This is a genomic window from Frigoribacterium sp. 2355 (genome assembly GCF_054060695.1).
Window position 1 is genome coordinate 266,850 of sequence record NZ_JBSSDL010000003.1, and the last position, 21,973, is coordinate 288,822.

The 21,973-nt window shown below is 72.2% G+C and carries 19 protein-coding genes; 15 read left to right on the top strand and 4 right to left on the bottom strand.

Features of this window, described 5'->3' with window-relative positions:
• Positions 1-29: 29 nt before the first annotated feature.
• Positions 30-1,280, bottom strand: a complete 1,251-nt coding sequence (locus ACVJ1F_RS05775; RefSeq protein WP_456885174.1) for an MFS transporter — start codon at positions 1,278-1,280, stop codon at positions 30-32.
• 39 nt (positions 1,281-1,319) lie between these two features.
• Between ACVJ1F_RS05775 and mnmA the strand changes: the two genes are divergently transcribed.
• From mnmA to ACVJ1F_RS05825, 10 genes are all read left to right on the top strand, one after another.
• Positions 1,320-2,450: a tRNA 2-thiouridine(34) synthase MnmA gene (gene mnmA / locus ACVJ1F_RS05780; RefSeq protein WP_123571527.1), complete on the top strand. Its 1,131-nt coding sequence runs from the start codon at positions 1,320-1,322 to the stop codon at positions 2,448-2,450.
• A gap of 10 nt (positions 2,451-2,460) precedes the next feature.
• The gene (ligA, locus tag ACVJ1F_RS05785) at positions 2,461-4,812 is read left to right on the top strand and encodes an NAD-dependent DNA ligase LigA (RefSeq protein ID WP_456885176.1); all 2,352 of its coding nucleotides are present in this window, start codon (positions 2,461-2,463) and stop codon (positions 4,810-4,812) included.
• A gap of 173 nt (positions 4,813-4,985) precedes the next feature.
• Positions 4,986-6,374 (top strand): alpha/beta hydrolase, encoded by a 1,389-nt coding sequence (locus ACVJ1F_RS05790; RefSeq protein ID WP_456885178.1) that lies wholly within the window; start codon positions 4,986-4,988, stop codon positions 6,372-6,374.
• Positions 6,375-6,480: 106 nt separating this feature from the next.
• Positions 6,481-6,780, top strand: coding sequence for an Asp-tRNA(Asn)/Glu-tRNA(Gln) amidotransferase subunit GatC (gatC, locus tag ACVJ1F_RS05795; RefSeq protein WP_043594160.1), 300 nt, complete (start codon positions 6,481-6,483; stop codon positions 6,778-6,780).
• Between the two features lie 2 nt (positions 6,781-6,782).
• Positions 6,783-8,333, top strand: a complete 1,551-nt coding sequence (gene gatA, locus ACVJ1F_RS05800) for an Asp-tRNA(Asn)/Glu-tRNA(Gln) amidotransferase subunit GatA (protein ID WP_456885181.1) — start codon at positions 6,783-6,785, stop codon at positions 8,331-8,333.
• The gene (gatB, locus tag ACVJ1F_RS05805) at positions 8,333-9,832 is read left to right on the top strand and encodes an Asp-tRNA(Asn)/Glu-tRNA(Gln) amidotransferase subunit GatB (protein ID WP_056048565.1); all 1,500 of its coding nucleotides are present in this window, start codon (positions 8,333-8,335) and stop codon (positions 9,830-9,832) included. Before gatA ends, gatB begins: the two co-directional genes overlap by 1 nt.
• Before the next feature lie 37 nt (positions 9,833-9,869).
• Positions 9,870-10,667 carry a hypothetical protein gene (locus tag ACVJ1F_RS05810; RefSeq protein WP_192122714.1) on the top strand — a complete coding sequence of 266 codons (798 nt, stop codon included), beginning with the start codon at positions 9,870-9,872 and terminating at the stop codon, positions 10,665-10,667.
• Positions 10,660-11,496, top strand: a complete 837-nt coding sequence (locus ACVJ1F_RS05815) for a DUF3097 domain-containing protein (RefSeq protein WP_192122713.1) — start codon at positions 10,660-10,662, stop codon at positions 11,494-11,496. The genes ACVJ1F_RS05810 and ACVJ1F_RS05815 overlap by 8 nt, the downstream gene beginning before the upstream one ends.
• A gap of 136 nt (positions 11,497-11,632) precedes the next feature.
• Complete coding sequence (locus ACVJ1F_RS05820; protein WP_456885184.1) at positions 11,633-12,484, top strand: spermidine/putrescine ABC transporter substrate-binding protein; 852 nt, start codon at positions 11,633-11,635, stop codon at positions 12,482-12,484.
• 52 nt (positions 12,485-12,536) lie between these two features.
• Positions 12,537-12,935, top strand: a complete 399-nt coding sequence (locus tag ACVJ1F_RS05825; protein WP_456885185.1) for a DUF3054 domain-containing protein — start codon at positions 12,537-12,539, stop codon at positions 12,933-12,935.
• 82 nt (positions 12,936-13,017) lie between these two features.
• On the opposite strand, the gene ACVJ1F_RS05830 is transcribed toward ACVJ1F_RS05825, so the two are convergent.
• A complete protein-coding gene (locus ACVJ1F_RS05830; RefSeq protein WP_456885187.1) occupies positions 13,018-14,718 on the bottom strand; it encodes a discoidin domain-containing protein in 1,701 nt (566 codons plus the stop codon).
• An 83-nt stretch (positions 14,719-14,801) separates the two neighbouring features.
• Positions 14,802-15,128: a DUF7882 family protein gene (locus ACVJ1F_RS05835; RefSeq protein WP_056048554.1), complete on the bottom strand. Its 327-nt coding sequence runs from the start codon at positions 15,126-15,128 to the stop codon at positions 14,802-14,804.
• A 191-nt stretch (positions 15,129-15,319) separates the two neighbouring features.
• Between ACVJ1F_RS05835 and ACVJ1F_RS05840 the strand changes: the two genes are divergently transcribed.
• The 5 genes from ACVJ1F_RS05840 to ACVJ1F_RS05860 all read left to right on the top strand — a co-directional run bounded on the left by ACVJ1F_RS05840 (position 15,320) and on the right by ACVJ1F_RS05860 (position 20,104).
• Positions 15,320-16,036, top strand: coding sequence for a DedA family protein (locus tag ACVJ1F_RS05840; protein ID WP_123571520.1), 717 nt, complete (start codon positions 15,320-15,322; stop codon positions 16,034-16,036).
• A gap of 109 nt (positions 16,037-16,145) precedes the next feature.
• Complete coding sequence (locus ACVJ1F_RS05845) at positions 16,146-16,979, top strand: hypothetical protein (RefSeq protein WP_456885189.1); 834 nt, start codon at positions 16,146-16,148, stop codon at positions 16,977-16,979.
• Between the two features lie 90 nt (positions 16,980-17,069).
• Positions 17,070-18,080, top strand: a complete 1,011-nt coding sequence (locus ACVJ1F_RS05850) for an SDR family oxidoreductase (RefSeq protein WP_043594173.1) — start codon at positions 17,070-17,072, stop codon at positions 18,078-18,080.
• Complete coding sequence (locus tag ACVJ1F_RS05855; protein WP_456885191.1) at positions 18,077-19,540, top strand: phytoene desaturase family protein; 1,464 nt, start codon at positions 18,077-18,079, stop codon at positions 19,538-19,540. Before ACVJ1F_RS05850 ends, ACVJ1F_RS05855 begins: the two co-directional genes overlap by 4 nt.
• Positions 19,541-19,648: 108 nt before the next feature.
• Positions 19,649-20,104, top strand: a complete 456-nt coding sequence (locus tag ACVJ1F_RS05860) for an SRPBCC family protein (RefSeq protein ID WP_056048541.1) — start codon at positions 19,649-19,651, stop codon at positions 20,102-20,104.
• Positions 20,105-20,187: 83 nt separating this feature from the next.
• Here the strand turns inward: ACVJ1F_RS05860 and ACVJ1F_RS05865 are convergent, their stop codons facing one another.
• A complete protein-coding gene (locus tag ACVJ1F_RS05865) occupies positions 20,188-21,870 on the bottom strand; it encodes a long-chain-fatty-acid--CoA ligase (RefSeq protein WP_456885192.1) in 1,683 nt (560 codons plus the stop codon).
• Positions 21,871-21,973: the final 103 nt, after the last annotated feature.

The following is a 21,973-nucleotide window of genomic DNA, read 5'->3' on the forward strand; positions in this document are numbered from 1 at the left end:
CCCTCGGCGGGAACGGGGACGAGGAGGCGCTAGCGCTGAGAGCGGGGCACGTGCGGTGAGTAGCGGGGCACGTAGCGCACGAGGATCGCCGCGCCCACGAGGCCGAGGACGCCCATCACCCCGCTGGCGAGCGAGATCGACACGACCGCGGTCACCCCGGAGATGAGCAGGGGCGCCGCAGCGCTGCCCGCGTCGCCGGTGAAGCGCCAGGCGCCGAGGAAGGGGGCGGGATCGTCCTTGTCGGCCAGGTCGGCACCGAGCGTCATGAGGATGCCGCTGCCGACGCCGTTGGCCAGGGACATCAGGATCGCGACGGCGACGAACCATCCGACCCTCGCGTCGAGGTCGTGCGTGACCGACAAGGCGAGGTACGAGAGTCCGAGGCCCACCATGCAGGGGACGGCGCTCCAGAGGCGTCCGAAGCGGTCCATGATCTGTCCGCTCGTGTAGAAGAGCGCGAAGTCCACGGCGCCGGCGATGCCGATGATGATCGCGGTCTCGGACGCCCCGAGGCCGATGCTGACGGCCCAGAGGGGCAGCATGACCTGGCGACCGGAACGCATGGCGCCGATCAGGGCCGCCCCGCTGCCGAGCTTCAGCAGCACGCCTCGATGACGCCAGAGGGTCGCGAAGAGGCCGTGTGCCTCCCGGGCGACCAGGTCGGCGCCGTCCTCCGTGCCGCTGCCCGGCCGGACGCCGAAGGCAGCCGACGGGTCGCGCAGGACGAGCAGCGCGATCGCCGCGCCGAGGCAGCCGACGATGTGGACGACGAACGCCGATTGCACGGACCCGGTCAGCTCGATGACCCCGGCCGAGAGGAACGGGCCGACGAAGTAGCCGAGTCGGAAGACTCCGCCGAGGCTCGACAGCGCCCTGGCGCGGATCTCGACGGGCACGAAGCTGGTCATGAAGGCGTGCCGTGCGAGGGCGAAGACCGCGGTCGCGAGGCCGATCACCAGCACGCCGACGGCGAGGACGATCTCGTTCGGCGCCAGCAGACAGGTGACGAGTCCGCCGATGCTCACGAGCGAGGCACCGATCATCGCGGTGCGCTCGCCGATGCGGCTGACGAGCCATCCGCTCGGGATGTCGCCGATCAGCTCGCCGACGAGGATGAGCGCGGCGACGAAGCCGGCGAAGGGGAGCGAGGCACCGAGCTCGCTCGCCACGACGGGGATGATCGGGATGATGGCCCCCTCGCCGATGGCGAAGAGCGCCGCGGGCAGGAACGCCGCGAGGGCCACCGACCGCATGCTGAAGGCGGGGGAGGAGGAAGACATGTCGCTCGCCACCCTAGGCCCGCTGCGTACACTTGTCGGATGAAGGTCTTGGCAGCGATGAGTGGTGGAGTCGACTCGGCGGTGGCCGCGGCGAGGGCGGTCGAGGCGGGCCACGACGTGGTGGGCGTGCACCTGGCGCTCAGCCGGATGCCGGGAACGCTCCGCACGGGCAGCCGTGGCTGCTGCACCATCGAGGACTCGATGGACGCCCAGCGCGCCGCCAACAAGATCGGCATCCCGTATTACGTGTGGGACTTCTCCGAGCGCTTCAAGCTCGACGTCGTCGACGACTTCGTCGCCGAGTACACCGCGGGCCGAACACCCAACCCCTGCATGCGCTGCAACGAGCGCATCAAGTTCGCCGCCCTGCTCGAGAAGGCGCTCGCGCTCGGCTTCGACGCGGTCTGCACGGGTCACTACGCGACCATCGTCACCGACGACCGGGGCAACCGAGAGCTGCACCGCGCCTCCGCCTGGGCGAAGGACCAGTCGTACGTGCTGGGCGTGCTCACCGCCGAGCAGCTCGCGCACTCGATGTTCCCGCTAGGGGCGACGCCCTCCAAGGCCGAGGTGCGGGCCGAGGCCGCCGAGCGCGGCTTCAGCGTGGCGTCCAAGCCCGACAGCCACGACATCTGCTTCATCCCCGACGGCGACACCCGCGGGTGGCTCGCCGAGCGGGTCGGTGCCGAGACGGGTGAGATCCTCGATCGCAGCGGTGCCGTGGTCGGGTCGCACGAGGGGGCGCACGCCTTCACGGTCGGCCAGCGGAAGGGCCTCAACATCGGCTTCCCGTCCGACGACGGGAAGCCGCGCTTCGTGCTCGAGGTGCGACCGGTCGACAACACGGTCGTCGTCGGACCGAAGGAGGCCCTCGACATCGCCGAGATCGCCGGCGGCTCGTACACCTGGGCCGGGCTCGCCCCGGTCGACCCGACGGTCGCGTTCGACTGCGACGTGCAGATCCGTGCCCACGCCGACCCCGTACCCGCGGTCGCGCGGGTGTCGGAGGTCGAGGGTAAGAAAGAACTCGTGATCACACCTCGCGAACCCCTCAACGGCGTCGCCCCCGGGCAGACCGCCGTCGTCTACGTCGGCACCCGCGTCCTCGGTCAGTGCACGATCGACCGCACGGTCAGCGCCGTGCCCGTGCCCGCAGTCGTCACCGTCTGAGGCGACCAGGATGAGCGAGACCGGCGACGACGCCTCTGCCTCCGGGCCCGCGGTCGAGACCGACGGCGTCCCCGACGACCTGTCCCAGGCGCGAGACGAGGCCGAACGTCTGACGACCCGCATCCTCGAGCTGCGTGACCAGTACTACGAGGGCAACGGCTCGACCGTCTCCGACGCCGACTACGACGGCCTCGTGCGACGCCTCGACTCCCTGGAGCGGGCTCACCCCGAGCTGCAGAAGCCCGACAGCCCCACGCAGACGGTCGGTGGCCGGGCCGAGACCACGCAGTTCGCCCCGGTCGAGCACGCCGAGCGCATGCTCAGCCTCGACAACGTGTTCAGTGACGACGAGCTCGCCGAGTGGGCGGGCAAGGTCCAGCGCGACGCCGGGGCCGAACGCGTGCGGTTCCTCACCGAACTGAAGATCGACGGCCTGGCGATCAACCTGCGGTACGAGGACGGCGTGCTCGTCACCGCCGCCACCCGCGGCGACGGCGTCGTCGGCGAGGACGTGACCGGCAACGTGCTCGCCATGGGCACGATCCCCGAACGGCTCGAGGGCACCGGCCACCCGCCGCTGGTCGAGGTGCGAGGCGAGATCTTCTTCCCGGTCAGCGAGTTCGACGAACTGAACGCCCAGCAGCGCGAGGCGGGAGAACGCGTCTTCGCGAACCCCCGCAACGCCGCCGCCGGCTCGCTGCGTCAGAAAGAAGAGGGCAAGAGCCCCGAGAAGCGCGAGTTGATGCACGCACGCCTGCGCCGCCTGCGGATGCTCGTGCACGGCATCGGCGCGTGGCCGGTCCGCGAACTCGAGCGTGCGACCGAGGTCCGGTCGCAATCCGAGGTCTACGACCTGCTGGGTGGGTGGGGCCTGCCCATCTCGACCCACTACCGCGTCTTCGACACCGTCGACGAGGTCGAGGCCTTCATCCACGACTACGGGGTGCGGCGCTCGTCGGTCGAGCACCAGATCGACGGCATCGTGGTCAAGGTCGACGACCTCGCCCTGCACGAAGAGCTCGGGGCCACGAGCCGGGCTCCCCGGTGGGCGACGGCGTTCAAGTACCCGCCCGAAGAGGTCAACACGACGCTGCTCGACATCGTCGTCAGCGTCGGACGCACGGGCCGAGCGACGCCGTTCGCCGTCATGGAGAAGGTCGAGGTCGCCGGCAGCGAGGTGCGCCAGGCGACCCTGCACAACCAGCAGGTCGTCAAGGCGAAGGGCGTGCTGATCGGCGACACCGTCGTGCTGCGCAAGGCGGGCGACGTCATCCCCGAGGTGCTCGGCCCGGTCATCGAGCTGCGCGACGGCACCGAACGCGAGTTCGTCATGCCCGTCGACTGCCCCGAGTGTGGCACCCCGCTCAAGCCCGCCAAAGAGGGCGACATCGACCTGCGCTGTCCCAACGCCGAGAGCTGCCCTGCCCAGGTCCGCGGACGCGTCGAGCACATCGCGTCCCGCGGCTCGCTCGACGTCGAAGGTCTCGGCGAGGTCGCGGCGGCCGCGCTGACTCAGCCCGTCGAGCCGGCCACGCCGCCCCTGCGCACCGAGGCCGGCCTCTTCAGCCTGACGATGGCCGACATCTTCCCCGTACGGGTCGTCGTCCGCGACACCGAGACAGGCATGCAGAAGCTCGAGGCCGACGGGCAGCCGAAACTCGTCACCCCGTTCCGCCGGAAGCGCGCCAAGCGCGACGGCGCCTTCGACCCCTCGGCCACCGAGTTCTCGGGTGACGAGACCTCGGTGCCGTCCAAGACGGCGATCGAGATGCTCGCGAACCTCGAGAAGGCGAAGACCAGCCCGCTGTGGCGGTTCCTGGTCGGTCTGAGCATCCGACACGTCGGGCCGGTCGCGGCCCGGGCGCTGGCCAACCACTTCGGCTCGCTCGACGCCATCCGAGCCGCCTCGCGGGACGAGCTCGCGGCCGTCGACGGCGTGGGCGGCATCATCGCCGATGCGCTGCTCGCCTGGTTCGACGTCGACTGGCACGTCGAGATCATCGATCGGTGGACGGCGGCGGGAGTGCAGTTCGCCACACCCGGTCATCCCGGACCGGGTGCCGCCGAGGCGGCGGGTGGCGTGCTCTCGGGCGTGACGGTCGTGGCGACCGGGAGCCTCGAGGGATTCACGCGCGAGGGCGCACTCGAGGCCATCGTCGAGGCCGGCGGCAAGGCGGCGAGCAGCGTCAGCAAGAAGACGGACTTCGTCGCGGCCGGACCCGGCGCCGGATCGAAGTTGACGAAGGCCGAGCAACTCGGGGTACGGATCATCGACGCGGAGCAATTCGCTGTCCTCCTTAAGGAGGGCCCGGCAGCTCTCGTTGTCCCCCAGGTGGGGGACGAGGAGACGCCGGAATCATGATTTCCCTGGTCAGGGGCACTTTCGTTTCCTAGGATGTGAGGACGTGTCGTTCTCCAGCAGTAGGGAGCCGGGGTACAGGCACGTGACTAGGGGGAAGACCCGACGTGCTGTTCCTCGCTGCAGCAATGCTCTCTGCCTCGGTGCACCTCGCCGGGGTGGCCGAGGCTCCGAGCGTGTCCTCGGCGACCGCCGTGACGCTCGACCGCCCGGCGACCGGATCACTCGTCGGGGCGTCGCCGGACAGCGTCCCGGGGATCGCACCGGTACGGGACGGTCGTGCCGTGCCCGAGCTCGACGGCTGCCGGGGGGTCGAGGCGACCGCCGTCTCGGCCGAGGCCTGCCTCGACCAGCTGGCCCGCGCCTCCTCGGCCGGGGTCGAGCGCTTCGCCGACACCCTCGACGCCGACGGTGACGACGCGACGGCGCTGACGGCGGCGCTCGGTGAGCAGGTCGCACCCGAGGTCACGGCCGCCTGGTGGTCCGGGCTGGGCGACGGTCGGCAGGCGATCCTCGCGCGCAGCGTGCCGGGCGTCGTCGGCAACCTCGAGGGCGTCCCGTACTCGGTGCGCGACACCGCCAACCGGCAGCTCCTGCGGTACGCGACGGGCGCCGTCTCGCAGCGGATCGGTTCGGACGACGAGGAGCGGGGTGACGCCCGTCGCCTGGCCATGCTCCAGCAGGTGCGGGCGACGCTCGACGGAGCGACGAACGACGTCCCCTTCGCCGGAGCGGCCGACCGACACCTCGTGGCGCTCGACACGGTCCTGCCCGGACGCGCGGCCGTCACCGTCGGCGACCTCGACACCGCCGACGACGTCAGCGTGCTCGTCCCCGGCATGCTGTTCACGGTGTCGGACCAGCTCGTGGACTGGACCAACACCGCCGGCGCCCTCCACGACGAGCAGGCCACGTGGGCGACGTTGCTGGGCCGCGGCGGCCCCGGCCCCGTGCCGACCGTCGCCGTCGTGGCCTGGATGGGCTACCAGACGCCCGACCTGACCAACTTCTACGACCTCGGCCTCGCTCGGCAGGGTGCCTCCCACCTCGTGGACGCGCTCGACGGGCTCGACGCGGCCCGGGCGGACGACGAGCCGCGGGTGTCGGTCATGGCGCACTCGTACGGCTCGACGACGGCGACGATCGCCCTGTCGTCCGGACGCGTGTCGGTCGACTCGCTGGTGCTGCTCGGATCTCCCGGCAGCGTCGTCTCCGACGCCGGGGAGCTCGCGGTCCGCGGTCACGACGTGTACGCCGCCGCCGGCAGCTTCGATCCCGTGGCCGGGAGCGGCTTCTTCGGGGCCGACCCGGCGACGGGCGCCTTCGGCGCCGTCGTGCTGCACCTGAGCGGTGGAGCCGACGCGGTGACGGGACACGCCCTGGCCTCCGCCCTCGGCCACAACGACTACTTCCGGGCCGGCACCGAATCGATGCGCAGTCTGGCCCTCATCGGGCTTGGGCACGGCGCACTCGTCGACGGTCGCACCGGCCAACCGGGCGAGGGCGGTCCGGAGGCGCCCGCCCTCACGCTCGTGCGGCCGCAGGACGTCTACTTCCGCGACTGAGGGTCCGACGCCGCGACCCACCACGACCCCGCGCGTCGGTGCCGCCCCGTAGAATCGTGCGGTACCGCCGCCGCGGTACCCCCGCACGACCACGTGAGAGAGAAGCATGTCCGAAATCACGCGCGAGCAGGTGCAGCACCTCGCCGGTCTCGCCCGCATCGCCCTCACCGAGGCCGAGATCGACACGATGACCGCCGAACTCGGCCACATCGTCGACAGCGTCGCCAAGGTCCGAGAGGTCGCGACCGACGACGTCCCGGCGACCAGCCACCCGATCCCGCTCGAGAACGTGTTCCGGCCCGACGTCGTGGGCGAGACGCTCACGGCCGAGCAGGCCCTGTCCGGCGCCCCCGACCACGACGGCTCGCGCTTCCGGGTGAGCGCGATCCTGGGAGAAGAGCAGTAGCCATGACCGACACCACCTCACTCGTCCACCTGTCCGCCGCCGAGCTGTCGACCCGCCTCGCCGCCGGCGACGTGTCGTCGGTCGACGTCACGCGCGCCCACCTCGACCGCATCGAGGCGGTCGACGGGGACGTCCGCGCCTTCCTGCACGTCAGCACGGCCGCACTCGACACGGCGGCCGACGTCGACCGCCGCCGCGCCGCGGGCGAGGCCCTCGGCCCGCTCGCCGGCGTCCCGATCGCCATCAAGGACGTCCTCTGCACGATCGACATGCCGTCGACCTCCGGCAGCAAGATCCTCGAGGGTTGGGTGCCGCCGTACGACGCCACCGTCGTCGCCAAGCTGCGCGCGGCCGACCTCGTCCCCCTCGGCAAGACCAACATGGACGAGTTCGCGATGGGCTCGTCGACCGAGTTCTCGGCCTACGGACCCACGCACAACCCCTGGTCGCTCGACCGCATCCCCGGTGGCTCGGGTGGCGGATCCGCGGCCGCCGTCGCCGCCTTCGAGGCGCCCCTCGCCCTGGGCAGCGACACCGGCGGGTCCATCCGCCAGCCCGGTGCCGTCACCGGCACCGTCGGGGTCAAGCCGACCTACGGGTCGGTCAGCCGCTACGGCGCGATCGCCCTGGCCAGCTCGCTCGACCAGGTCGGTCCGGTCAGTCGCACGGTGCTCGACAGCGCCATGCTGCACGACGTCATCACCGGGCACGACCCCCGCGACTCCACCTCGCTGCGCGACGCCTGGCCCTCGTTCACCGAGGCGGCCCGCACCGGTCTCGCCGGCGGGGCCCTGCAGGGCGTCCGCATCGGAGTCGTCCGCGAGCTGAACGGCGAGGGCTTCCAGGCCGGCGTCAAGGCCCGCTTCGCCGAGGCCCTCGACCTCATGAGCGCGGCCGGTGCCGAGATCGTCGAGATCTCGGCCCCCAGCTTCGAGCACGCGATCAGCGCCTACTACCTGATCCTGCCGGCCGAGGCGTCGAGCAACCTCGCCAAGTTCGACTCGGTGCGCTTCGGCCTGCGGGTCGTCCCCGAGGGAGGCGGCACCGTCGAGGACGTCATGGCCGCCACCCGCGAGGCCGGCTTCGGCCCCGAGGTCAAGCGCCGCATCATCCTCGGCACCTACGCGCTGAGCGCGGGCTACTACGACGCCTACTACGGCAGCGCGCAGAAGGTGCGCACCCTCGTGCAGCGCGACTTCGCGGCGGCGTTCGACCAGGTCGACGTCCTCGTCTCGCCGTCCGCGCCCACCACGGCGTTCCGGCTCGGCGAGAAGATCGACGATCCGCTGGCCATGTACCTCAACGACATCACGACGATCCCGGCCAACCTGGCCGGCATCCCCGGCATCACGGTGCCGATGGGCCTGGCCGCCGAGGACGGGCTGCCGACGGGGTTGCAGTTCATGGCCCCCGCGCGCGGCGACGCCCGCCTCTACACCTACGGTGCCGCCCTCGAGCAGCTGCTCGAGCAGGGCTGGGGCCACACGCTCATCTCGCGCGCGCCCGACCTGAGCGCGACCGAGCAGACCGCCGCCACCGAGGGAGTCATCTGATGGCCAAGGCAGACCTGATGGACTACGAGAAGGCCCTCGAGCAGTTCGAGGTCGTCCTCGGCTTCGAGGTCCACGTCGAGCTCGCGACCAAGACCAAGATGTTCTCGGACGCCCCGAACTTCTTCGGTGGCGAGCCCAACACCAACGTCACCCCGGTCGACCTGGGTCTGCCCGGGTCGCTGCCGGTGGTCAACGAGCAGGCCGTGCGCTACTCGATCAGCCTCGGCTTGGCCCTGGGCTGCTCGATCGCCGAGAGCTCGCGCTTCGCCCGCAAGAACTACTTCTACCCCGACAACCCCAAGAACTACCAGGTCAGCCAGTTCGACGAACCCATCGCGTTCGAGGGCGAGGTCGAGGTCGAGCTGCCGGACGGGACCGTCTTCGCGATCCCGATCGAGCGCGCCCACATGGAAGAGGACGCCGGCAAGCTGACGCACGTCGGCGGGTCGACCGGTCGCATCCAGGGCGCCGAGTACTCCCTCGTCGACTACAACCGCGCCGGCATCCCGCTCGTCGAGATCGTCACCAAGCCGATCATCGGCGCGGGCGCCAAGGGTCCCGAGCTGGGCGCGGCCTACGTGTCGACCATCCGTGACATCGTGCGGGCCCTCGGCGTCAGCGAGGCCCGCATGGAGCGCGGCAACCTGCGCTGCGACGCCAACGTCTCCCTGCGTCCGCACGGGCAGGAGAAGCTCGGCACCCGCACCGAGACCAAGAACGTCAACTCGTTCCGTTCGGTCGAGCGCGCGGTCCGCTACGAGATCCAGCGTCAGGCCGCGATCCTCGCCGCGGGCGGCACCATCACGCAAGAGACGCGCCACTGGCACGAGGACACCGGTCGCACCTCGGCGGGCCGCCCCAAGAGCGACGCCGACGACTACCGGTACTTCCCCGAGCCCGACCTGCTGCCCGTCGTCCCTCCTCGCGAGCTCGTCGAAGAACTGCGTCTGGCCCTTCCCGAGGCGCCGGTCGCCCAGCGTCGCCGGCTCAAGTCCGAGTGGGGGTTCGCCGACCTCGAGTTCCAGGACGTCGTGAACTCCGGCCTGCTCACCGAGCTCGTCGAGACCGTCGCCGCGGGTGCCTCACCCCAGGCCGCACGCAAGTGGTGGACGGGCGAGATCGCCCGCCTCGCCAACGCGCAGGGCGTCGAGGCCTCGAGCCTCGTGTCGCCCCTGCACGTCAGCGAACTCATCGCGCTCGTCGAGAGCGGCGAGCTGACCGACCGACTGGCCCGTCAGGTGCTCGAGGGCGTCGTCGCCGGCGAGGGCAGCCCGTCCGAGGTCGTCGAGGCCCGCGGGCTGAAGGTCGTCTCGGACGACGGCGCGCTCATCGCCGCCATCGACGAGGCCCTGGCCGGTCAGCCCGACGTGCTGGCGAAGATCCGCGACGGCAAGGTCCAGGCCGCCGGTGCCGTCATCGGCGCCGTCATGAAGGCCATGAAGGGGCAGGCGGACGCCGCGCGCGTCCGCGAGTTGGTGCTCGAGCGGGCGCAGGCCTGATCGACGTGACCACGGCCGCGGCAGGGAGCGGCGCACGATGAACCTCGTCGCGCGTCTGCGCCCCGCCGTGCCCGTGGCGGTCGCCCTCGTCGGCGTGCTCGTGACGCTCGCGGTGGCCTCGCGCGTCCTGCCCGGCCGGGTCGTGATGGTCCACCTCAGCGAGACGGGTGGGTCGGCGTTCGCGGCGAGCCGCGACGACCTCGTCCTCCTGGGCGCCGTGCTCGTGGTCGGCATCGTCGTGACCTGGTCGGTGTCGGCTCTGTTCCTCGCGGTCACGCCCGCCCGCCACGTGCTCGTCCCGCACGCCGCCTTCTGGAAGAACCCGGCCAACCGGGCCGAGATGAGGCGCCGGTACCAGCGCTACCTCGCGGTGGCGACCAGCGCCTCCCTGTGGTTCGTCGCGGCGCTGTTCGTCCTGGCCCTCGTCTCGCAGGGCGGGCCCCTCGCGGCCTGGTGGCTGCCCGCGGCCGTGTCGGCCGCGTTCGTGCTCTTCGTCCTGGGTGGTCTGATCTGGGTGTTCACGGCCGGCTTCACGCCGACCCCGGCGGGCGTCGCGGTCCGCACGGCCGCATCCGACCGCGAGGCGCGGGTCGCGTCGTCACCGTCCTCCACCCGCGTCGCGCTCCCGAAGCCCGACGCGTCGGCGGCGCGTCCGCCGAAGGTGAGCGCGCGTCCGACGGAGGCGACGCCACGGAGCGGCACCGCGCCTCCTGCTCCGTCCCCCCGGCCGGGCCGCACGTCCGGGCGTCCCGAGACCGCACCCGCCGACGGCCCGCGAAAGGGCCCACCCCGCCCCTACCAACCCCGACCACGCTCCGGAGGCCCCCGTGGATGACGACCGGTACGGTGCCGACGTGCTCGCCGGCGACTGGAAGCGCTCGACGAAGCCGGCGCCGACGCCGACCGACGCGGTCCGCGACCTCGTGGTGGAAGAGGTCCGGTCGGGCTTCACGGGCGCGATCGTCCGCGTCGAGGCCGGCACCGTCGAGCTCGAGGACTGGAAGGGCCGGGTGCGGGCCTTCCCGATGTCGGGCTCGTTCTCGATCGACGGCGCCCCCGTCGCGCTGCGGGTGCCGCGGGCGGCACCCCAGGGGCGCGCGCGCACGGCGTCCGGCTCGTTCGCCGTCGAGGGGGCCAAGGCCCGGGTCGCCCGTCAGAGCCGCATCTTCGTCGAGGGGCGGCACGACGCCGAGCTGGTCGAGAAGGTCTGGGGCTCCGACCTGCGGGTCGAGGGCGTCGTCGTCGAGTACCTCGAGGGCGTCGACCACCTGGCCGACGTGCTCCGCGACTTCCGGCCGGGGCCCGAGCGACGCGTCGGCGTGCTCGTCGACCACCTGGTGCCGGGTTCGAAAGAGAGCCGTGTCGCCGAGGGCATCGCCCGCAGTCCGCTCGGCCGCCACGTGTTGGTGGTCGGGCACCCGTTCGTCGACGTCTGGCAGGCCGTCAAGCCCGGGCGGCTCGGTGTCGAGGCCTGGCCGGTCGTGCCCCGATCCGTCGAGTGGAAGCACGGCGTGTGCGAGGCCATGGGCTGGCCGCACGAGGACCAGGCGGACATCGCGCGGGCCTGGCAGCACATCCTGTCGCGCGTGCGGAGCTATGCCGACCTCGAGCCGTCGGTGCTCGGCCGGGTCGAGGAACTCATCGACTTCGTCACGTCGGGCTGAGTCCCGGCGTCGACGCGGGTGACGCGGTCCGAGTCGTGCACCGCCGTCCGCTCCGCGGGCTGCTCGGACACCTCGATCCCCGGGAATCGCCCGGGCGTGTCGGCGTCCCGGCCGCTTTTCGCCCTAGATTCGAGGCATGGCCGAGCAGATCGAGGGACGCGTGAGCTCTGCCGTCGACGCCTGGCTGCGCTGGCTGCCCCGGTGGCACATCGGCACCGCCCGCGGTCGCACGCGACCGTGTCGGGTGTGCCTCGGCTCGCCCGTCGCCACCGCCGCCGGATTCGACCACGACGTGCCGCACGCCGTGCAGCACGCGCTGTTGAACCGGATGCGGCAGATCGTCGACGACGACGTCGACGAGTACACGGCCCGCAACCTGCCGCTCGTCACGCGCGAGCTGCGACTCGCCGAGGCCCAGGAGGCGCGGGGCTACCGACCCGAGCAGGGTCTCGACCCCGAGTTCCAGGGTCTCGATCTCGACCCCGAACCCGAACCGGGCCAGCCGTTCCTCTTCACGCTCGCCGGGCTCGCGGGGATGCCGGCCGACGCCGGCATCGTCCCGCCCGACCCGACCGTCGTGGGCGGGTCCACCGGAGCCACCTCCACGACCGAGCCCGACGTCGCTGCCGCGTCGTTCGACCCCGACGACCTCGACGGCTGGCTGCTGCCGCCCGACTCGGCGACGCCGACCGACGCGCCCCTGCTCGACGAGCCTCGTCCGGCCGCAGGATCGGAACACCGACCGGGTCCGGCCCCGCGACCCGAGCCCGAGCCCCAGCCCGAGTACTCGGACGAGGCCAAGGCCGCACTGCGACACGAGATCACCCTGGCGGGCGACCACGCCGAGTCCGTCGGCACGAGCTTGTGCCTGGCCCTGGTGCAGCACCGTCCGCGCATCGCCGAGGCCCTCGACCGCCTCGTGGCCCCCCAGGTCGACGAACTGCTGGCAGAGTTGTCGCGCGCACTCGAGCAGCCGCGGTCGCGCTGAACCCGAGCGACCCGGTCCGCGGCGCGTGCCGACGTCACGAGAGGACACCGAGATGACCCTCCCCAGCCCGACCTCGTCCCCGACGACCCGGCGGCGGGAGGTCGGCCCGGCCTGGTGGCCGATCGTCGTCGACCTCGTCGCGGTCCTGGCCTTCGTCGTCATCGGCCGTCGCAGCCACGCCGAAGGCCTCGACCTGCCCGGCCTGCTCGGTACGCTGTGGCCGTTCGTGGTCGGCTCGGTCGTCGGCTGGGCGAGCGTGACCGGCGTCCGCTGGTCGCTGTCGGCCGTTCGCTCGGGCGCGGTGGTCTGGGTCTCCACCGCCGTGATCGGCGTGCTGCTCCGTGTGGTGAGCGGTCAGGGTGTGCAGGTCAGCTTCGTCGTCGTGACGGTCGTCGTGCTCGGCGTGTTCGTCGTGGGGTGGCGAGCGGTCGCCGCCCTCGTCCGCCGCTGACGCGGAGACGTCAGACGACGCGGCGACGTTCGACGACGCGGGCACGTCAGACGGCGCGGGGACGTCGGACGACGCGGGGACGTCAGACGACGCGGACCGAGCGCGCCTCGATGCCCACGTTGCCCCGGCCGTCGAGCGCGTAGACGTAGATCTTCCACACCCCGGGGCGGGACGGGGCCTGCACCGTCATGGTCCCCGGCCCCGTGGTGGTCGCCGGCATCGGCCGGAGGGACTCGTCCCCGTCGACGTACCGGCTCGTGGCGTAGACCCGGTAGGTCACGGGGTCGCCGTCGGGGTCGGTCACCGAGGTCGTCAGCGTGACCGGTGTGCCCGGGCGCACTCCCGACGCCGGGGACAGCGTCACGGAGCGCACGACGGGCGACGTGTTGGTGGGCGCCTCCCCGCCGTAGGCGCGTTGCACCGCGAAGTACGACAGCCGACGGAGGCCGTCGGTCCGGAGGTTCAACCAGACGCCGGGCTCGTCGTTCTCGAGGCCGTAGTTGAACACGGTGGCCCCGAGGGCGACGCCGGGATGGGACAGGACGGCCTGCCACGCGGCGGTGTAGGCCCGGGCCTTGGCCTCGTCGCCGGGTTCGAGCGGGATGCCGTTCGCGTCGTCGGGGACCTCCCACGAGCCGGCCGGACCGGTCTCGGCCACCAGGTAGGGCTTGGTGTACCCGCCGGAGATCCACCCGTCCTCGAGGTACCCGACACCGCCGTACGAGTTGACCGAGTAGAAGTCCAGCGACGGAGCGTGCTCCTCGTAGTACGAGAGGGCGCCGATCCAGGCGTCGGTCGAGGTGACGGGGTGGCCCGGGTCGATCGAGTGGATCGTCCGGGCGACCTCGTCGACGAACCGGGCGTAGGCGACCCGTTGGCTCTCGTCCTGCCCCAGCATCACCTCGTTGCCCACGTCCCAGGCCAGGAGGCTCGGCCGATCCCGGTAGGCGGCCACGGTCGAGCGGATGCTCGCCAGGGTGGCCGTCTTGTAGGCGGTGTCGCCGACGTAGTCGACGCCGTGGTCGAGCCACAGGCCGGCTACGACGTGGAGACCGGTCGCCGACGCGGCGTCGAAGAGGCGCCCCGAGCCCGTGTCGGTGCCCCAGGTGCGGACCGTGTTGGCGCCCATCGAGGCGATGTCGGGGAAGTGGGTGGCCGCCTCGGCGACCGGGGCGCCGTAGGTGACCCCCTCGACCATGAAGGGCCGCCCGTCGACCTCGAGGTGCCACGAGCCGGCACCACCGGCGAGCCGGACGCCCGATGTGGCGGACGACGACCCGGTCCGGGACCCACGCACCGTCAGCTCGGACAGCGAGTACCCCGTGCCCGTGGCCGAGACCGTCGCGAGCACCCGGACGTGCCTCCCCGTCCCCGCCACGTCGTACGTGTCCGTGCCGCCGTCACCCCGGGTCGTCGACGCCAGCGTGCGCCAGATCTTGCCGTTCGACGAGATCTGGACCTCGTAGGCCGTCGCCGGGGCATCACCCCACTGCAGCGAGACCTGCGACACGTCGACCTGCGGCCCGATGCTGACCTGCAACCACTGCGAGCCCGCCCGCGCGCTCCTCCAGCCCGTCCGCCCGTCGCCGTCCACCGCGGCCGCTGCCGGGGTGGACCGCGAAGCGACCGACGAGGCCCCCGCACTGCGTCCCTGCGAGAGGACGGCGTCCGAGGCCCGCGCCGCGACGGGGGCCTGGGCCGTCACGAGGGTCGCGACCAGGGCGACCGTCATCATCGTGGCGATCGCCAGACGGCCCGCGCTCGCGCGCCTGGCACCCTGCATGACCGCCCCCTCCGTCGCCGTCGGGCCCACGGTACGGAACGGACCCGAACCGGGTCAACGCCTCGAAAGGGGGGAGGCGCGGGTCAGCCGCGTCGTTTGGCGCTGTTGTCGAGACTGGGCTCGTCGGTGAGGACGAGGCCGGACGAGCTGTTCGACGAGGCCGTCAGCTCGGTGAGCCAGTCACGGTTGATCGACGGCACCCGGCCGCCGGAGTACTTGAAGTAGAGCGGGATGCCGGCGTCCAGCCAGATGCTGCTGCGACCGTCACCGACCTTCTGCGTGTCGCGCCACGAGAAGAAGAACGACTCGCGGCGACGCAGCTTGGTGGCGATGACGATCTGGAGGTGTTCGAGCACGCGGTCCTCGAACTCGACCTCGATGCCCGAGGTTCCGTAGATGAGCGATCCCATTGGGGTCCTGTTTCGTGAATGTGTCCGGCGTCGGAAACCAAGCCGACACAGGTCAATGTAGCAAGCGATCCGGTGTTCCCCGTCAGGCGCAGCCCACCCGGGCGTTGTGGGCGGACGCGCAGGCTGCCCCGCCATACTCGGGGCTGCCGATCCGTTGCGCCCCCGAGCGCCCGACCGACCACCTGGGACCCATGACCTCGACAGCCCTCGTCCTCCGCGCCTCCTCGTCCTCGAGCCAGGACGTCGTCGCCGACCTCGACGGCCTCGTCGGGTTCGCCGCCCGCGTCATCGACGCCCTCGGCGAGTGGGGCGTCGCCCTGCTGACCTTCGTCGAGACCGTGTTCCCGCCGATCCCCAGCGAGGTCATCCTGCCGCTGGCCGGGTTCCTGGCCGGCGCCGGGTCGATGAACATCGTGCTGTTGATCGCGCTGAGCACCCTCGGCGCCTACCTGGGCGCCCTGGTCCTCTACGGGCTCGGCGCCGGTCTCGGTCTCGACCGCAGCATCCGGTGGCTGGCCAAGCTGCCGCTGGTCGACCGCCACGACTTCGAGAAGGCGGCCGGCTGGTTCGAGCGCCACGGGCGGTCCGCGGTGTTCTTCGGCCGGTTCATCCCGGGCGTGCGCAGCCTCATCTCGCTTCCGGCCGGTGCCGAGCGCATGCCCCTGCTGGTCTTCTCGGTCTTCACGATCGTGGGCAGCGGCCTCTGGAACGGGCTGTTGATCGGGTTGGGCGCCGCCCTCGGCACCCAGTACGAGCTCATCGACCGGTACGCGAAGTACCTGGACTACGTCGTGTACGCCGCCATCGCGGGCGTCGTGGTGTTCCTCGTCGTCCGGTCGGTGCGTCGCCGTCGAGCCGGCGTCGACGACGCGTCGCGTGACGCCGTCGATCAGGACGTTCGCGGCTGACGTTCCGTCGCCGTCCAGGCGGCGGGCCGGGACGATCCGTACCGTGGTGGGCAGACCGACGTCGCGCCCCGCGCGCGGCACCGAGCACACGATCCGACAGGACACCACCATGGGATTCCTCGACCGCCTCCTCGGCCGCGAGCCGCAGCAGGGCCAGCCGCAGCAGCCCTCCGCTCCGCAGGGCTACCGGTACGGGCAGCAGAGCTACGAGCAGCCCGCCGCCCCGCAGCAGGGGTACGGGCAGCAGGGGTACGGCCAGCAGGGCTACGGCCAGCAGCCGCCGGTACCGGCCTCGTCGGCCGGCACCGGCCCGGCCCGCAGCGACGACGAGATCGCCGTCGAGCGGTACCGCTACCTGCTGAAGACCGCCCCGCCCGAGACCATCGAGCAGGTGCACGCCGAGGCGTTCGCGAAGCTCAGCCCCGAACAACGCCGTCTCGTCTTCGACCAGCTGACGGCCGAGTCGAGCCCCGGCGAGGCACCGCGCGGCGACGACGCCGGCTCGCTCGCCCAGGCCGCCACCCGGTCCGAGCTGCGACGACCCGGGACCCTCGAGCGCACCCTCGGCGGCGGCCCGGACGGACGGCAGCAGGTCGGGCCGAACGGCCAGCCCCTCCGTCAGGGTCCTGGCATGGGCTCGATCATCGGCGGGTCGATCCTGGGCACGGTGGCCGGTTACGTCATCGGGTCGACCCTGATGAGCGCGTTCCTGCCCGACGCCGGGGCGACGGCGGACGGAGGCGCGGGTGACGACGCCGGCGGCGACCAGGGCTCCGAGGGCGAGGGCGGCGCGGACGGCGGTGCCGACGCCGGCACCGAAACGGCGAGCGACGGCGGCGGCGACTTCGGTGCCGACGGGGCCGGCGACTCCGGCGGGGGCTTCGGGGACTTCGGGGGAGGCGACTTCGGCGGAGGGGACTTCGGCGGAGGCTTCGACATCTGACACCTGGGCATCACCCCCGGGACGGACCTCCGGTCGCGGACTAGCGTCGGGGGTCCGTCCACGATCCGCCGAGAGGCCCGAGGGAGCACCATGACCAGCACGAGAACCGCCGTCGTCACCGGAGGGTCCGCGGGACTCGGCCGGGCCACCGTCCGAGAGCTCGCCGCGCGCGGATGGGACGTCGCGATCCTCGCTCGGGGACAGGACGGCCTCGACGGGGCCGTCCGCGACGTCGAGGCCGCCGGTCGCCGTGCGCTGGGCATCTCGACCGACGTGGCCGATCGCGCCCAGGTCGAGTCGGCCGCCGATCGCGTCGAGGCCGAGCTCGGGCCGATCGACCTCTGGGTCAACGACGCGATGGTCGGTGTGTTCGGCGAGTTCCTCGAGACGGACCCCGACGACTTCGAGCGGGCCACGGCCGTCAACTACTTCGGCTTCGTCAACGGCACTCGTGCGGCCCTGTCGCGCATGGTGCCCCGCGACCGCGGGCAGGTCATCCAGGTGGGATCGGCGCTCGCCCACCGAGGCATCCCGCTCCAGGCCTCGTACTGCGGCGCGAAGCACGCCGTCCAGGGCTTCACCGAGTCGGTGACGACCGAGTTGATCCACAACAAGAGCTCGGTGCGGATCAGCACGGTCGACATGCCGGCCCTCAACACCATCCAGTTCAACTGGGTGCGCTCGACCCTGCCCGAGCACCCCCAGCCCGTGCCGCCCATCTTCGAACCCGAGGTCGGGGCCCGGGCGATCGCCGACGTCGCCGACAAGCCGCGTCGCCGGACCTGGCTCGGCGAGCCCACCGTCATGACGGTGCTCGGCAACCGGTTCGTCGCGAACTTCCTCGACGTCTACCTCGCCAAGAGCGGGTACTCCGGCCAGCAGGCTCCCGACAAGAGCGAGCCCATGCTGCCCGACAACCTCTACGAGCCCACGGCCGGTGACCACGGGGCTCGCGGCATCTTCAGCGACCGCGCGCGCACCACGAGTCCGCAGGTCTGGTACACCCGCAACCGCGCCCTGACCGTGGGGGCCGTGGTGGGGGCGTCCGCGGCCGCCACCGCCGCCGTGGTGGGTCGGGTGACCCGCGGGCGTCGGGCATGAGGGCCGCGCCCGAGGTGGACGCGGTCGTCGTCGGTGCGGGGCCCAACGGTCTCGCGGCGGCCGTGGTGCTCGCTCGGGCCGGTCTCCGCGTCGAGGTCGTCGAACGGGCCGACACGATCGGTGGGGGAGCGCGCACCCAGGAGGCGACCCTGCCGGGCTTCCGCCACGACATCTGTTCGGCCGTGCACCCCATGGCCCTCGCCTCGGGGTTCTTCCAGCGGTTCCAACTCGACCGCCGGATCGAGCTGACGGTCCCCGACATCTCGTACGCCCACCCGCTCGACGGCGGACGTGCCGGCATCGCCTACCGTGACCTCGACCGGACGGCGGACGGGCTCGGTGCCGACGGGGCCGCCTGGGCGCGCCTCCTCCGGGGTCTGGTCGAGACCGAGCCCCGCATGGCGAAGTTCACGATGCGCGAGCTCGTCCGGGTGCCGGACGACCCGGTGACCCTCGCGCGCTTCGGTCTGGCCGCCCTGTCACAGAGCGGCCCCTGGTGGAACGCCGGGTTCTCGGGTGACGCGGCCCCCGCCATGCTCGCCGGGGTGATGGCCCACGCGATCCGCCCGATGCCGAGCCTGTCGACCTCGGCCGCCGGGCTCGTCCTGGCCGTGCACGCGCACGCCCGGGGCTGGCCGGTGCCGACCGGTGGCAGCCAGTCGATCGTCGACGCCATGGCCGACGACGTCCTGGCCCACGGAGGCACCATCACGACGGGCGTGGACGTCACGTCGATCGACGAGCTGCCGAGGGCGAAGGCCACGATCTTCGACACGAGCGCCCGTGCCCTGGCCGACATCGCGGGCAGTCGTCTGCCCGACCGGTACGAGCGCGCCCTGCGGCGCTTCCGGTACGGGAACGCGGCGGCCAAGGTCGACTTCGCGCTGTCGGGGCCGGTGCCCTGGGCGAACGACGAGGCCCGGCGCAGCCCCACGCTGCACCTCGGGGGGACGCGGGCCGAGATCGCCTCGGGTGAGCACGACGTCGCCTCGGGTCGACACGCCCGCACGCCGTACGTCCTGGTGGCCCAGGCGGGCGTGGTCGACGGCACGCGCGCCCCCGACGGTCAGAAGGCCCTGTGGGCGTACACGCACGTCCCGCGCGGGTCCACGGTCGACCAGACCGAGACCGTCATCGCCGGCATCGAGCGCTTCGCGCCGGGGTTCCGTGACACGATCCTGGCCACGAACAGCCGGACGGCGGTCGACCTCGAAGCGCACGACCCCAACTACATCGGCGGCGACATCGCCGCCGGGGCCCCGAGCGTCTGGCAGCTGGCGGCACGGCCGACGCTGTCGACCGAACCGTGGCGCACGCCGACGCCGGGCTTCTACCTGTGCTCGTCCTCGACCCCGCCGGGCCCCTCGGTGCACGGGCTGGGTGGCGCCTACGCCGCGCGCAGCGCCCTGAAGCACGAGTTCGGCATCGATCGGCTGCCGTACCTCGGCGTCGACTCCTGATCGCGTCGACTCCCGACGGGGGAGGCGCCCGACGCCCGATCTGATCCACGGCGGCAGGGGCGCGTCAACGGGGTGCGCGGCGCGCGGGGACCGTGCCAGGATCGACGGATGAGCACCACGCACCGCTTCATCGAGGCCTCACCCCACGACGTCTTCGACGTGCTGAGCGACGGGTGGCTCTTCACGAGCTGGGTCGTCGGGTCGGCGCGCATCCGCGAGGTCGAACTGACCTGGCCGAGCGTCGAGGCCAGGGTCCACCACTCGTTCGGGGTCTGGCCGTTGGTCATCGACGACGTGACGACCATCCTCGAGTGGGACCCTCCGGTCCGGGCCGTGTTCCACGCCAGGGGCTGGCCGATGGGCGAGGCCCGGGTCGAGATCGACGTGCGCAACCGCATGGGCGGCTGCTTCGTCACGATGACCGAGTACGCCGTCGCGGGCCCCGGTCGGCTGGTGCCGAAGGCCCTGATGGACCCGCCGCTGCACTGGCGCAACAGAGAAGCGCTGCAGCGACTGGCCTGGTTGGCCGAGGGGCGCATGACGGATCGCGTCTCGCCCAGCTGAGCCGCGCCTCCTGAGCCGCGGCCGCGGGTGGACCGACCCGCACCTGCCGACCGTCGTCCGGTCGAGGAGGCGCGGGTCCGGTCTCAGCGCTCGGCCAGCGAGTCGCGTACCTTGCGGCGCAACACCTTGCCGATGAGCGACCGGGGGAGGTCGTCGACGACGACGATGCGCCGCGGCACCTTGTACGGCGTGAGGTGCTTGCGCGCGAACGAGCGCAGGGCCGCGACGTCGACGTGGGCGCCCGGCTTCACGACGATCGCGGCGGCCACCTGTTCGCCGCCGGGGGTGGGCAGACCCACGACCGCGGCTTCGGCGACGCCCTCGAACCGGGTCAGGACCTCTTCGACCTCGGACGGCGAGACGTTGAAGCCGCCGGTGATGATGAGCTCCTTGATGCGGTCGACGATGCGGACGAACCCGTCGTCGTCGATGGTGACGATGTCGCCGGTGCGGAACCAGTCGCCGTCGACGAAGACCCTGCCCGATTCTTTCGGCTTGCGGTAGTACCCGCTGAAGACCTGCGGGCCACGGACGATCAGCTCGCCGCGTTCACCGGCCGCCACGTCGACCGTGGGGTTCTCGGGGTCGACGACGCGCACCTCGGTGCCCGGCAGGGGCAGACCGACCGTGCCGGCGCGGCGCGTCGGACCGACGGGGTTGGCCATGAGGACGGGCGAGCACTCGGAGAGCCCGTAGCCCTCGACCAACCAGCCGCCGGACTCGGCCTCCCACGGCTCGACGACGTCGGCCGAGAGCGGCATGGCCCCCGAGATCGCGACGTCGACGCCCTTCAGCGAGACGCCGGCGTCGTCGGCGGCCTTCTGCAGACGGGCGTAGATCGGGGGGACCGCGGGCAGGAAGGTCGGCGGGTGCTTCTTCATGACCTTGAGCACCAGCGCCGGGTCGAAGGCCGGGAAGAGCACGAGTCGGGCGCCCATGCTCATCGCGAAGGTGAGGCAGAGCGTCAGGCCGTACGCGTGGAACATCGGCAGCACCGCGTAGACGACGCAGGTGCCGCGTTCGATCGTCGGCACCCAGGCCTGGGCCTGCGCGGCGTTCGACAGGAGGTTGTGGTGCGTCAGCTGGGCACCCTTGGGCGCGCCCGTGGTGCCGCTCGTGTACTGGATGACCGCCAGGTCGTCGGTGGTCGGTCGGGGGTGCCTCGCCTTGATGCGCGACGAGCCGACGACCTTCTCCCACGGCGTGGTGCCCGTCACGGTCGTCGTGAGGCGCTCACGGGACTGGCGGGCCTTCTTGATCGGCAGGGCCAGGGCCGCCCGCGTGGTGAACGGCATCGCCCGGGTGACGTCGACCGAGACGAGGTGTTCGACGGCCACGTCGTCGGGGAAGGCCTGGATGGTCTCGACCACCTTGTTCCAGGCGATGGCCACCTTGGCGCCGTGGTCCTCGAACTGGTGACGCAGCTCGCGCGGCGTGTAGAGCGGGTTGTGCTCGACGACGATCGCGCCGAGGCGCAGCACCGCGTAGAACGCGACGACGTGCTGCGGACCGTTCGGCAACACGATCGCGACGGTGTCGCCGTGGCCGACCCCGAGCTTGCGCAGCCCCTCGGCCGCCCGCGCGATCTGGTCGACGAGCTCGGAATAGGTGGTCGTCGCCCCGAAGAACTCGAGCGCCACCGCCCTGGGGTACCGCGCCGCGGAGGCCTCGACCAGGTCGAGCAGCGAGCCGTCGACCGGTTCGAGGTCGTGCGGCACGCCGGGTGCGTAGGAGTCGAGCCAGGGACGAGCGCTGTCGGTGGTCACCGGGCCACTCTATCGACCGCCGGGCGTACCCCGTGGGCTCGGTGCCGACTGGCAACCTGACCGTGGACGAGGAGGCGCGGCGCAGCATGGTCCTCGACATCAC